12 protein-coding genes are annotated in these 12989 nt (G+C 62.7%); 8 read left to right on the forward strand and 4 right to left on the reverse strand.

Features of this window, described 5'->3' with window-relative positions; genetic code table 11:
- Positions 1–85 precede the first annotated feature (85 nt).
- Entirely contained in the window at positions 86–391 is a 306-nt protein-coding gene (locus tag QTL56_RS20365; RefSeq protein ID WP_245135201.1) for a hypothetical protein, read from the forward strand.
- 149 nt (positions 392–540) lie between these two features.
- Here the strand turns inward: QTL56_RS20365 and QTL56_RS20370 are convergent, their stop codons facing one another.
- From QTL56_RS20370 to QTL56_RS20380, 3 genes are all read right to left on the reverse strand, one after another.
- Positions 541–1791, reverse strand: coding sequence for a class I SAM-dependent RNA methyltransferase (locus QTL56_RS20370; RefSeq protein WP_245135203.1), 1251 nt, complete (start codon positions 1789–1791; stop codon positions 541–543).
- Positions 1788–2612, reverse strand: coding sequence for a TlyA family RNA methyltransferase (locus QTL56_RS20375; RefSeq protein ID WP_245135204.1), 825 nt, complete (start codon positions 2610–2612; stop codon positions 1788–1790). Before QTL56_RS20375 ends, QTL56_RS20370 begins: the two co-directional genes overlap by 4 nt.
- A 345-nt stretch (positions 2613–2957) precedes the next feature.
- Entirely contained in the window at positions 2958–3359 is a 402-nt protein-coding gene (locus QTL56_RS20380; protein WP_229572797.1) for an acyl-CoA thioesterase, read from the reverse strand.
- A 179-nt stretch (positions 3360–3538) separates the two neighbouring features.
- Here QTL56_RS20380 and QTL56_RS20385 point away from each other — a divergent pair, with 179 nt between their 5' ends.
- Positions 3539–4474 (forward strand): histone deacetylase family protein, encoded by a 936-nt coding sequence (locus tag QTL56_RS20385; RefSeq protein WP_245135205.1) that lies wholly within the window; start codon positions 3539–3541, stop codon positions 4472–4474.
- Between the two features lie 2 nt (positions 4475–4476).
- The gene (locus QTL56_RS20390) at positions 4477–4731 is read left to right on the forward strand and encodes an exodeoxyribonuclease VII small subunit (protein ID WP_229572795.1); all 255 of its coding nucleotides are present in this window, start codon (positions 4477–4479) and stop codon (positions 4729–4731) included.
- A gap of 99 nt (positions 4732–4830) precedes the next feature.
- On the opposite strand, the gene QTL56_RS20395 is transcribed toward QTL56_RS20390, so the two are convergent.
- The gene (locus tag QTL56_RS20395; RefSeq protein ID WP_245135206.1) at positions 4831–5844 is read right to left on the reverse strand and encodes a TerC family protein; all 1014 of its coding nucleotides are present in this window, start codon (positions 5842–5844) and stop codon (positions 4831–4833) included.
- 507 nt (positions 5845–6351) lie between these two features.
- Between QTL56_RS20395 and QTL56_RS20400 the strand changes: the two genes are divergently transcribed.
- From QTL56_RS20400 to dxs, 5 genes are all read left to right on the forward strand, one after another.
- Positions 6352–7308, forward strand: coding sequence for a TAXI family TRAP transporter solute-binding subunit (locus tag QTL56_RS20400; protein WP_229572793.1), 957 nt, complete (start codon positions 6352–6354; stop codon positions 7306–7308).
- A 100-nt stretch (positions 7309–7408) separates the two neighbouring features.
- Entirely contained in the window at positions 7409–9526 is a 2118-nt protein-coding gene (locus QTL56_RS20405) for a TRAP transporter permease (protein WP_245135207.1), read from the forward strand.
- The gene (locus QTL56_RS20410; RefSeq protein WP_245135208.1) at positions 9523–9912 is read left to right on the forward strand and encodes a DUF1850 domain-containing protein; all 390 of its coding nucleotides are present in this window, start codon (positions 9523–9525) and stop codon (positions 9910–9912) included. Before QTL56_RS20405 ends, QTL56_RS20410 begins: the two co-directional genes overlap by 4 nt.
- A gap of 92 nt (positions 9913–10004) precedes the next feature.
- The gene (locus QTL56_RS20415; RefSeq protein ID WP_245135209.1) at positions 10005–10931 is read left to right on the forward strand and encodes a pirin family protein; all 927 of its coding nucleotides are present in this window, start codon (positions 10005–10007) and stop codon (positions 10929–10931) included.
- Between the two features lie 89 nt (positions 10932–11020).
- Positions 11021–12940, forward strand: coding sequence for a 1-deoxy-D-xylulose-5-phosphate synthase (gene dxs / locus QTL56_RS20420; RefSeq protein ID WP_245135212.1), 1920 nt, complete (start codon positions 11021–11023; stop codon positions 12938–12940).
- The last annotated feature ends 49 nt before the right edge of the window (positions 12941–12989 follow it).

Genomic DNA, 12989 nt, shown 5'->3' on the forward strand with positions numbered 1-12989 from the left:
CATGCGCCGACTGCGGCGTTCCGGTTATATCCACGCGACCGTGGCGAGCGCGGTCGGAATTTTCGAAAACTCATCAGAGGTCGTCATGTTGCGCTTGTTTTGTGTCGCACTCAGCCTTTTCCTCAGCATCTCCGTCTCGGCCGCCGATACCATGTCAATCGGCGGCACATCCGATGTCCAGATCAACGAACCCAATGATGTGATCAGTGAGACCCAGAATACGCCGAAGCAGTCGACGCGCCCGCGCCCGCAGCGCTACGTGTGTGTTGTCGATCAGTCCGGCAGTGTCGGCGGTGGCGGTCAGGTGTCTTGCCCGGCCAAGGCCGGCCGTGTCGGTGGCCGTTGCCGCTGTGCCAATGTCACGGGATCCGGCACGCTGCTCACCTATTGAGCCCGCCCGTTCAGCCGGTCGGCTGATCTTTCCGGCGAAGCGCACGAGGCCGGCCCTTGCGGGATTGCGCTTCAACCAGATGCAAGCGGGCCGGCAAACCCCGATCAACCATCCTCCACGACATCAGCGCGGAGGATGGATCGTCCCTGTTATCCCTTGCTCAGCGTCGCAACTGCCTCGACATGCGGCGACCAGAGGAACTGGTCGATCGGTGTGACATGGTCGACCCGATAGCCGCCGGCGATCAGAATGGAGAGGTCGCGGGCAAGCGTCAGGGGATTGCAACTGATCGCAACGATTTTCTTCACTTGCGATTTGGCCAGTTCCGCACATTGCACCTCCGCACCTGCGCGTGGCGGGTCGAAGAGCACGGCGTCGTACCCCTTGAACTCGGAGGTCATCAGCGGACGGCGGAAGAGATCGCGCCGCTCTACGGTCACCGGCTTCAGACCTTGCGTGTTGCGCGCGGCGAAATCGAGCGACTTCACTGCCCTCTCGTCGGATTCGACGGCAAGCACGGAGGATGCGCGGGCGAGCCTGAGCGCGAAGGTACCGACACCCGCAAAGAGGTCCACGACCTTCTTCGCCTTGCCGATATGGGCCCGCGCGAGTGCCGCCATGTGTTCTTCGGCCTCATGGGTCGCCTGGGTGAAACCACCGGGCGGCAGCATGACCCGGGCGCCGGCAAAATCGAGCAGCGGCTTGTGGGGCTCGATGACGATTTCGCCATTGGCCGAAACGCGGGCGATGTCCTTGAGCCTGATGACCGCATTGGTGACAGCGCGCCGCTCCTGGTCACCGAGCCCGCCGCGCAAACCGTCGAGCGAGATGTCGAGACCGGTGGTCGTCTCGGTCACCGTGATGCGGAAGTGCTCGGCACCGCAGGCATTGGCGATGATCTTGATCGCGTCCAGCCGGGAGATCAGCCCGTCCGACGCGATCGGACATTCCTCCACCGGCACGACATGGTGGGTTTCCGCCTGCATGAAGCCCATGACGAGGCCCTGTTCCCGCCGACGGGCGGTGAAGACGAGGCGGCGCCGCTGATGCGGATGAGCTTCGAAGATTTCGCCGACCGGCGCCGCGATTCCCTTCGACTTCAGGGCATCGATCAGCACCTGCCGCTTGAAACCATTATAGGCGGGTTTGGCCATATGCTGCAGCGAACAGCCACCGCATACGCCACCCACTCCATCAGGGCCGAAATGCTTGCACAGGGGCTGGACGCGATCGGGCGAGGTCGTGCCAAACGACATGATCGTGCCCTCGTTCTTCACCCGCGCAATGGAAACGGTCTCGCCGGGCAAGGCGAAGGGCACGAAGACCGGACCATCGGCACCATGCGCGACCCCGTCTCCTTTGGCGCCGAGGCTCGCAATCGTAACAGTCTGAGCGCTCATTCGGCGTCTCCTTCGGCGTCGAGATCGTCTTCAAGATCACCATCGTCATCCTCGCCCTTCTCGGCGTCGAGAGGCTTCACGCCGGCGAGCAGGAATTCCTCGTTGCCGTCACCGCCTGCGATCGGGGAGGGGATAAGGCCGAGGCTCGTCCAGCCCATGTCTTCCGTCAGCCAGCGTTCGAGTTCGGCGGCAACCAGCGGTGCCGTTTCCGGTTCCTTGAGCAGGCCTGCCTTGCTGATCGCGTCACGGCCCGCCTCGAACTGCGGCTTGACGAGCAGCAGGCAATGCGCCCCTGGCTCGGCCTGCTCGAGTGCTGGCGCCAGCGCCAGCTTCAGCGAGATGAAGGAAACGTCGGAAACGAGAAAGTCGAAGGGCTGGTCGTCGTAATCGTCAGGTTCCAGATAACGCGCATTCAAACCTTCGAGATTGGTGACGCGCGGATCGCTGAGCAGTCGCGGATGCATCTGGTCGTGGCCGACATCGATTGCTGTCACATGGGCAGCCCCGCGCTTCAACAGCACCTCGGTGAAGCCGCCGGTGGAGGCGCCGACATCCAGGCAGTGACAGCCCTCGGGCGAGAGGTTGAAATGGTCGAGGGCGGCGTCGAGTTTCAATGCCGCGCGCGAGACATAGTCCTGTGCCGGATCGTCGATATCGAACTGGTGCGTGGCAGCAAAGACGAGGCTGGGTTTGGCCACCACCTTGCCGTCCACTTTCACCGTGCCGCGCTGGATGGCGTCACGAGAGCGGGACCGGCTGGCGAAAAGGCCGAGGGCGACCAGGAGCTGGTCGAGGCGCTGGGGTTCTGGGAGCTTCTTCATGCCCCGTCAATGATGCTTGTGGCCGCAGCGCGCAAGTGTTTTTCGCGTCTGGCAGGCCCGGAGCAGGGGAAGGGCTGCCGGCTCGGCCTGGAAGCTCCGTCTCGAGACTTGTCCGCACAAGTCAATGTTTCATCCATTCAGAGTTTTATTAGTGATACATTAAGCAATCTATTCTAATGTTCACTGGCCGGCGCGATGCGGTCCTCCCTCCCAAGCAGCGCGCTCCGACACGAGACTGCAGGCCGTCCTCCTCCTCGAGGCCTGTAGGGAATGGAAGCCCCCCGGTTTCGGGCCCGGGGGGCTTCATTCGTTTGGCGTATCGCCTGCTCTCGGCCGACCGAAGCGCTACCTCACATACCTGTAGAGCCAGTCCCGGATGTCCTCCGGCAGGGCAACCGGGTCGCCACCCTCGCCATTCCGTGCGGTCCAGGTGAGATCGACCTCGGCCATCGTCTGTCCGTCCTTTTCCATCGCGACCTCGAAGCCGACCGATTTGCCGCCGATCTTGTCGACCTGGACGATCATGCGCACCTCGTCCTCGAACCGAAGCGGCTGGTGCAGGCGGATCTCGAGCTTGGTCGGGCTGTAGACTGGCTCGTCTTCGAGCGGCGGGCGATAGCGCCAGAAGTGTCGCACGGCCTCCTCGGCATGGATCACATAGGCAGAAGCGCGCATTTCGCCTGTCGGACCGATGTCGCGATAGGCAACCGTCAGCGTGCTCACCTCCACACGTTCCATCTCGTCCATGCTCTTCCCCGGTTTATCTAGGTGTTAGCGGCATCTAACGGCATAGCAGCCGGCTTCACAAGGTCTCGGTCCGTGCCGCCTTCGGCTTGCTGCACCAGTGGGCTGGGTAAAACCGGGAAAGTAAGGTGGAAGATGACGGCCGGGCGCATTATGTTCGGCTCGACCCAGGAAGGATGCCCATGGCCACCCGTCTTTACGAGAACCCGATCTTCCTCGAACACCATACCCCCGAAGGCCACCCCGAGAGGGCCGACAGGCTGCGCTCGCTCAACATCGCGCTGGAGCATCCGAACTTCGCCCGCCTCGAGCGTATCGAGGCCCAGCAGGCGAACGAGGATATGGTGACACTCGCACATCCCGAGGAGCATCTCCTTGCGGTGATGCGGCAGATCCCCGAGGAGGAGGGGGAGATCAACCAGCTGGAATCCGACACCTACGCCTCGCAGAAAAGCCTGCAGGTGGCGCTGACGGCGATCGGCGGGGCGATTGCGGCAGTCGACGACGTGATGACAGGCAAGGCCGACAACGCCTTCGTCGCCGGCCGTCCGCCGGGCCACCATGCCGAAAAGACGAGGGCCATGGGCTTCTGTCTGTTCAACACGGTCGCAATCGCGGCCCGGCATGTACAGAAGACCTACGGCGTCGAGCGCGTCGCAATTGTCGATTGGGACGTGCACCACGGCAACGGCACCCAGGACATCTTCTGGGACGATCCGTCGGTTCTCTTCTGTTCCACCCATCAGATGCCGCTTTACCCCGGCACCGGTGCCAAGGACGAGACGGGCAAACATCGCAATATCGTCAACGCACCGCTTTCGCCGAATGTTGGCTCCGATCATTTCCGCGAAGCCTTCAAGAGCCGCGTTCTGCCCGCGCTCAATGATTTCTCGCCTGACTTCATTCTGATCTCGGCCGGCTTCGATGCGCATCACCGCGATCCCCTGGCGCAGATCAATCTGGTCGGCGAGGATTTCGACTGGGCGACGGGCAGGTTGCTCGAAGTCGCCGACCGTTTCGCCCATAACCGGGTCGTCAGCCTCCTCGAAGGCGGCTATGATCTCGAAGGCCTCGCCGAATCGGCGGGCCTGCACATTCTGAGACTGATGAAGGGTTGAGTATGTCCGACGCCACTGTTCCCGCCGATCTCACCGGCTATTCCTTCGAAAAGGCCGTGGCCGAGCTTGAGAGCATCGTGGCCCGCCTGGAACGCGGTGATGTGGCACTCGACGAATCCATCGCCATCTACGAGCGCGGTGAGCTGCTGAAGAAGCATTGCGAGCAGTTGCTGTCCGCTGCCGAGAACCGCATCGAAAAGATCCGCCTCGACCGCGCCGGCAAGCCGACCGGTGCCGAGCCGCTCGACGGCGCGTGATCTGCAGGCGCATTTGTCGCGCCGTCACCGCACCACAGCATGAAATGCAAATGGCCCCTCGCGGGGCCATTCGTCGTTGTCGGTGTCGAGAAAGCGGAGTTATTCCGCCGGGTTCCTGACGTCGACTGCCTTGGGCTCTGGCGGCCGCCCACCGCTGCCGGTCTTCCACAGTGAGTAGGCAACGCCCACGCCGAGGATCAGGAAGGTGACGCCCAGCGACCATTCCGGCGGGAATTTCTCCCAGCCCATACCCCAGGCGATGAAGATCTTCGAACCGATGAAGATCAGGAGCACCGACAGCGCATACTTCAGGTAGGCGAAGCGATGCAGGATGGCATCCAGCGCAAAATAGAGCGCGCGCAGTCCGAGGATGGCGAAGATGTTCGAGGTGTAGACGATGTAGGGATCGGTGGTGATCGTAAACACCGCCGGCACCGAGTCGACCGCGAAGACGAGGTCGGCGATCTCGATCATCACCAGTGCAAGCAGGAGCGGGGTTGCAAAACGCCTGATCTTGCCCGTCACCGGATCTTGCTTCTTGACGACAAAGTTGTGGCCGTGGATCGCATCGGTCACGTTCATCCGGCGCTTGAGGAAGCGGATTAGTCCATTTTCCTCGATCTTGTGCTCCTTATCCGCCACGAAGAGCATCTTGATGCCCGTCAGGATCAGGAAGCCGGCAAAGAAGTAGAGGACCCAGTGATACTGGTCGACGATCGTGGCACCAAGCCCGATCATGATGCCGCGCAGGATGATGACCCCGAGAATGCCCCAGAACAGCACGCGGTGCTGGTATTCACGCGGGATGGCGAAGAAGCCGAAGATCAGGGCAATGACGAAGATATTGTCCATCGCCAGCGTCTTCTCGACCACGAAGGCTGTCAGATACTGGGCGGTCGCAGTCGTATCCATCTGCCAGTAGATGAAGCCGGAAAAGAGCAGGCCCAGCGTGATATACATTGCCGAAAGCTTCAAACTTTCGGCAATGCCGATTTCATGGTCGTTCTTGTTGAGAACGCCCAGGTCGAAGACCAGGAGCGCAACGACCAGCGCAAGAAAGAGAAGCCACATCCAGAGTGGCTTGCCGAGAAAGAGAATGAGCAGGAGTTCCAAGTGTCTGACCTCTGTTGCATTGACCGGCTCGATGCAACGCGCGTGCGGTCTCGCAGAGGAGGGGTCCGGTCCGGGCATGGCATCGAGCTTGCTCGATGCGGTCCGACATCACGAGGGTAATCCGTCGTCAGAGGGGCCCGGTCCGCAGAGGCGGAAATGGGGGATCCCGCCGGGAGTTCAAGCCCTGTGACGAGAAAAAACACAGGACTGCCCCGATCGAGGGCGCGCGCTGATACGCCCGCTCGATACGAGGCCATCATCACTGCCCGTAACGTCGCGCCTTGTGACGGCACCCGTGCCACTTGCGGCCGAGAACCCGCAGATAAGCCGCATGCAAACCAATGTGGTGCTTCGCCACATCAGGTTTGGCCTGCAATCCCGGTTAGGGAGTGACATTGACGGACCCACTCGTCCACAGATGCGGGCCGACAATCAAATCCGAGGTTGACGCCCCTCACTCGCCTCCCCATGATGTCGCAACTGCAAATGTTGTTTGGGAGGACACTCATGCATTTTTCGAGACTTAGCACTTTGCTCGCCGGCGCCGTTGCCGCATCTGTCGCATTCGGCGCCGCGTCCGTCAGGGCCGAGCAGTTCGTCAACGTGCTGACCGGAGGAACCTCCGGTGTCTATTATCCCCTGGGTGTCGCGCTGTCGAAGATCTACGGCGACAAGATCCCGGATGTCCGCACCCAGGTGCAGGCGACAAAGGCCTCTGTCGAGAACCTCAATCTCTTGCAGCAGGGGAAGGGCGAAATCGGCTTCTCGCTTGGCGACAGCGTCAAGCTGGCGGCGGAAGGCAATGCAGATGCCGGCTTCAAGGCGCCGCTCGACAAGCTGCGCGGCATCGCCGCCATCTATCCGAATTTCATCCAGATCGTCGCCACCAAGGATTCGGGTGTGACCTCTCTGGCCGATCTCAAGGGCAAGAGCCTTTCGGTCGGCGCGCCGAAATCCGGCACCGAACTCAACGCCCGTGCCATCCTCAACGCCGCGAGCATGAGTTATGATGATCTGGGCAAGACCGAATATCTGCCCTTTGCCGAATCGGTCGAGCTGATCAAGAACCGCCAGCTCGATGCGACCCTGCAGTCCGCGGGCCTCGGCGTTGCGTCCCTCAAGGATCTGTCCACCTCGCTGGCGGTTTCACTGGTTTCCGTTCCTGCCGAAGTCGCGACAGCGCTTGGCGCCCCCTATATTGCGGCGACCATCCCTGCCGGCACTTATGAAGGCCAGACGGAGGACGTGCCAACGGTTGCCGTCGTGAACTTCCTGGTGACCCATTCGGACGTCTCGGACGATCTTGCCTATGAGATGACCAAGCAGCTCTTCGAGAACCTCTCCGACATGCAGGCGGCCCACAATGCGGCCAAGGACATCACTCTGGAGAATGCCACCAAGGGTATGCCGATCCCGCTCCATCCGGGCGCCGAACGCTACTACAAGGAAAAGGGCCTGCTGTGAGGCGGAAAGCCTCTTAAGCTTCTAAGTTTCCTGAAGGGACCGGGCGGCCACCATGCCGCCCGGTCCTTTGCCCCTCGGCTTATCCTTCGGACGGACACCCATGAGCGCCACCACTGCGGACCAGACACTGTCGCATGAACCGAACACCCATGAGCAGCATTTCCCGGCAACGGTCGAGGGCAAGCTGCTCTATGGCATCGCCGTTCTCTTCTCGCTGTTCCAGATTGCGACTGCGGCGCATCTCATCGACCTGCCGAGCCAGCTCGTCCGCTCCACCCATGTCGCCTTCCTGCTTCTCCTCGGTTTTCCGCTGGTTGCCGCAAACATCCGGAAGGGGGCCGTGTACACGGCCGGCGCCTGGGCTCTCGCGACAGCAGGCGTCGCCGTCGCCGTCTACCAGTTCGTCGAATATGAGCCGCTGATCCTGCGCGCCGGCGATCTCGTTCCGTTCGACATCTATGTCGGCGTCGTCGCCATTGCGACGGTCTTCATCGGTGCCTGGGTCATCATGGGACCGGCACTGCCGATCATATCGGGCCTGTTCCTTGCCTATTGCCTGTTCGGCGAATACCTGCCGTCGCCGCTCAATCACCGCGGCTACGACTTTGCTCAGGTCATCGACCACATGGCCTATGGCACGGAAGGCATCTACGGCGTGCCGACCTATGTGTCGTCGTCCTACATCTTCCTCTTCATCCTGTTCGGTTCTTTCCTCGAACGGGCGGGCATGATCAAGCTTTTCACCGATGTTTCCCTCGGCCTCGTCGGCCACAAGCGTGGCGGCCCGGCCAAGGTCTCGGTCATCTCCTCAGGCCTGATGGGCACAATATCGGGCTCCGGCGTTGCCAATGTGGTGACGACAGGCCAGTTCACCATCCCTCTGATGAAGCGTTTCGGCTACCGCCCCGCTTTTGCCGGTGGGGTCGAGGCAACCGCCTCTATGGGTGGCCAGATCATGCCGCCCGTCATGGGCGCCGTCGCCTTCATCATGGCCGAGACGCTCGGCGTCGAATATGCCGAGATCGTCAAGGCGGCGCTGATCCCCGCCATTCTCTATTTCGCCTCGGTCTTCTGGATGGTGCATCTGGAGGCGGGCAAGCGTGGCCTGAGCGGGCTGGATCCAAAGGACCTCCCGTCGCCGCTCGCCGCCATTCGCCGGCAATGGTATCTGCTGCTGCCGCTTGCTGCTCTCGTCTGGCTCCTCTTCTCCGGCTATACGCCCCTTTTCGCCGGCACCGCAGGTCTGGCGCTCACCCTGCTGCTCATCCTCGGCAGCTCGATCGCCATCGGCATGTCCAATACGGCGGTGCGCACCATCTTCTGGATCGGCATCGGGCTCGCCGGTGCCTCCTTCTTCCAATATGGCTTCCGCGCCGTGCTGGTCGCGATCCTGGTCCTGATTGCCTGGAACTTCCTGGTCAAGGGCGGTCGCGCAGCCCTCAAGCTCAGCGTCGACAGCCTCGCCGATGGTGCAAAGACGGCGCTGCCGGTCGGTGTCGCCTGTGCCGTGGTCGGCATCATCGTCGGCACCATGACGCTGACCGGTGCTGCCAACACATTCGGACAGTTCGTCGTCGCCGTTGGTCAGCACAGCCTCTTCCTGTCGCTGATCCTGACCATGCTCACCTGCATCCTGCTCGGCATGGGCATTCCGACCATCCCCAACTACATCATCACCTCCTCGATCGCGGGCCCCGCATTGCTCGAACTCGGCGTGCCCCTGATCGTCAGCCACATGTTCGTCTTCTATTTCGGCATTCTCGCCGACCTGACGCCACCGGTGGCTCTGGCCTGTTTCGCGGCCGCCCCGATCGCGAGAGAATCCGGCCTGCGCATTTCCTTCGAGGCGGTGAAGGTGGCAGCCGCCGGCTTCGTCATTCCTTTCATGGCGGTCTACACGCCGGCCCTAATGCTGCAGGATGGAGGCCCGCTCGCGGCGGCCATCGGCTATCCGCTCGCCGTCGTCTATATCGTCGTCAAGGCCAGCCTCTCGATCGGCCTCTGGGGTGTCGCCGTGATTGGCTACCTCAACCGGCCCCTGCCGCTGCTGCATCGGCTCGTGGCGGCCGCCGCCGCCTTTTTCCTCGTCGCAGCCTTGCCGATCACGGACGAGGTCGGCGCAGCACTCGTCCTGCTCTTTGCCCTCATGGTCTGGAAATTCCCCGGCAAGGTCGCCGGGGACGCCGCAACGACGCCGCCCAAGACAGAGACACCATGAGCCTCTGCATCGCCATCGCCGCCACGGTGCTGACGATCCCGGCGACAAGTTTCTCCCTGTCCTGGGTTCATTCGGTCGAGAAGATCGAGTGGCGGGAGGAATGGGCGGTGACGCGTGCCGGGCTTGAGCTCCGGCAGGCGAGCGTCAAGGGATCCGGCGCCGGCATGGAGCCGGGCGAGGGGGCGGTGCTCGATGACGGCTGGTGGCGCTGGGAGCCCTCGCTCGCGCCCATTCCAGACTTGCGGCTCGCCGCCTCCGGCGCGACCTCCGGCGGCTGGACGCTCTGCCATGCCGGCGGCTGCATGACCCTCGGTGCTGCACCGGGCGAGGAGAGCATTCTCTCGGCTTGTACCGCAGACACAAAGCCCGTCGATCCATCGCCTTGAAGACACAGCGTCAACGGCCGCCAGGGCCCATCGCCCCTGTCACGGGGGCACGAACCTGCTAGTCTGCCCGGATTGAACGAAGAGGTTTCGCCATGTCCTTCTTTCCCGGAAATGACCCTGTCCCCGGTGACGCCTTTGCCTGCGACGCGATCGAACACCTGATCATCCCGCGCTCCAGCGATATCGGCGGTTTTTCGGTGCGCCGCGCGCTTCCCTCTGTCAAGCGCCGGCTGGTCGGCCCCTTCATCTTCTTCGACCGGATGGGGCCGGCGATCCTGAAGGCGGACGAGGCCATGGACGTGCGCCCGCATCCGCATATCGGCCTTTCGACCGTCACCTATCTCTTCGACGGCGAAATCAAGCATCGTGACAGTCTCGGCACCGAACTCGTGATTGCGCCCGGCGACATCAATCTCATGACGGCGGGCCGCGGCATCGTGCATTCGGAACGCACGCCGGAAAATCTGCGCGGCCATCCGCTCTCCATGTCCGGTCTGCAGACCTGGATCGCGCTGCCGGACGAGATGGAGGAGATGGACCCGGCCTTTGCCCATACCGCCAGGGGCGAGCTGCCGACATTCAACGACCGGGGCGCTCGCGGCCGTGTGGTGATCGGGGCCATGAGTGGCCTGCATTCGCCGGTGAAGACTTTTTCCGAAACGCTCTACGTCGATTTGAGCCTCGAAGCCGGTGCCCGCTTCCCCTTCGATGCCGGTCAGGAGGAGCGTGCGCTCTACATTCTCTCGGGCGAAGTAGAGATCGCCGGCGACCGGTTTGCGCAGGACCAATTGCTGGTCTTTCGCCCCGGCGACGAAATCACGCTGATCGGCGGCGCGGCAGGCTGCCACGTCATGCTCTTCGGCGGGGCGGCCATGGAAACCAAGAAACATATCTGGTGGAACTTTGTTTCGTCGTCCAAGGAGCGCATCGAACAGGCCAAGGAAGAGTGGAGAACTGGCCGTTTTGACATCGTTCCTGGCGATGAAGAAGAGTTCGTGCCTTTGCCGGAGGGCCGTTGACGTCTATATAACAGCGTGGTGTCGGATATTTGCCCAGCTCGTCTTGGGATGCTATCGCGCACCCGAACGAGTTGAAGAGGCAAGAGCCCGTGACATCCATGCCCGATACGCCGCTGCTGGACCAGGTCGAGTTCCCGAGAGACCTGAAGGCCATCGACGACCGCGATCTGCCGCAGTTGGCGCGCGAACTGCGCGACGAGATGATCGATGCCGTGTCGAAGACGGGTGGTCATCTGGGGGCTGGCCTCGGCGTGGTCGAGTTGACCATTGCGATCCACAAGGTCTTTGAGACGCCGGACGATCGGCTGATTTTCGATGTCGGCCACCAGTGCTATCCGCACAAGATCCTGACCGGCCGCCGCGAACGGATCCGCACGCTGCGCCAGGAAGACGGCCTGTCCGGTTTCACCAAGCGCACGGAAAGCGAATACGATCCCTTCGGTGCCGCCCACTCGTCCACCTCGATTTCCGCCGGCCTCGGCATGGCGGTTGCTGCCGAACTGTCGAAGACCGACCGCAAGGTGATCGCCGTCATCGGTGACGGCGCCATGTCGGCCGGCATGGCCTATGAGGCGCTGAACAATGCAGGCGCGCTCGACGCCCGCCTGATCGTCATCCTCAACGACAACGACATGTCGATCGCCCCGCCGACGGGTGCCATGAGCGCCTATCTCGCGCGCCTCGCATCCGGCCGCAGCTATATGGGCATCCGTGAATTCGGCAAGAAACTGACCGCCTATCTCGGCAAGACGGTCGATCGCGCCATCACCCGGGCCGTCGAGCATGCCCGCGGTTATGTCACCGGCGGCACCATGTTCGAGGAACTGGGCTTCTACCATATCGGCCCGATCGATGGTCACTCCTTCGACCATCTTCTGCCCGTGCTGCGCAATGTCCGCGACAATGCCAAGGGCCCCGTGCTGATCCATGTCGTGACGCAGAAGGGCAAGGGCTATGCGCCGGCAGAAGCCGCGGCCGACAAGTATCATGGCGTCAACAAGTTCGATGTCATCACCGGCACCCAAGCCAAGGCCAAGCCCAATGCGCCGGCCTATACAGCCGTCTTCGCCGATGCACTCGTCGAGGAAGCCCGCCACGACGAGAAGATTGTCGGCATCACCGCGGCCATGCCCTCGGGCACCGGCCTCGACAAGCTGCAGTCGCTCTTCCCCGAGCGCACCTTTGACGTCGGCATCGCCGAACAGCACGCCGTGACCTTCGCAGCCGGTCTCGCAGCGGAAGGCTTCAAGCCCTTCTGCGCGCTCTATTCCACCTTCCTGCAGCGCGGCTACGATCAGGTCGTGCACGATGTCGGCATCCAGGGTCTGCCCGTCCGCTTTCCGATCGACCGCGCCGGTTTCGTCGGTGCAGACGGCCCGACCCATGCTGGCTCCTTCGACACCGGTTTCCTTGCAGCACTGCCGGGCTTCGTGGTCATGGCCGCTGCCGACGAGGCAGAGCTCAAGCACATGGTCCGCACGGCCGCAGCTTACGACGAAGGCCCGATCTCCTTCCGCTATCCGCGCGGCGAGGGGGTCGGCGTTCCGATGCCCGAGCGGGGCGAGATCCTCGAAATCGGCAAGGGCCGCATCGTCAAGCAGGGTTCGAAGGTGGCGCTCCTCTCCTTCGGCACGCGTCTGGCCGACTGTCTGCTCGCCGCCGAAGACCTCGACGCATCAGGCCTTTCGACCACCGTCGCGGACGCCCGCTTCGCCAAGCCCCTCGACCACGATCTGATCCGCCAGCTCGCCCGCCACCATCAGGTGGTGGTCACCGTCGAAGAAGGCGCCGTCGGCGGCTTCGGCAGCCATGTCATGCATTTCCTCGTCAATGAGGGCTTGCTCGACAACGGCCTCAAGGTCCGCTCGCTGGTCCTGCCTGACGTCTGGATGGACCAGGCCAAGCCCGAAACCATGTATGCCAAGGCCGGATTGGATGCGGTGGGCATTCTGAAGACGGTGTTTGCAGCGCTGGGCCAGGACGTGCCGGGCGTGATCGCGGCGGGCTGAAGCTCCTCCTCAGGTGCCCTCTCTGGACTTCCCCCTATCCCCCGGTTAG

Source organism: Peteryoungia algae (genome assembly GCF_030369675.1).
In the GTDB taxonomy this organism is placed as follows: Bacteria; Pseudomonadota; Alphaproteobacteria; order Rhizobiales; family Rhizobiaceae; genus Allorhizobium; species Allorhizobium algae.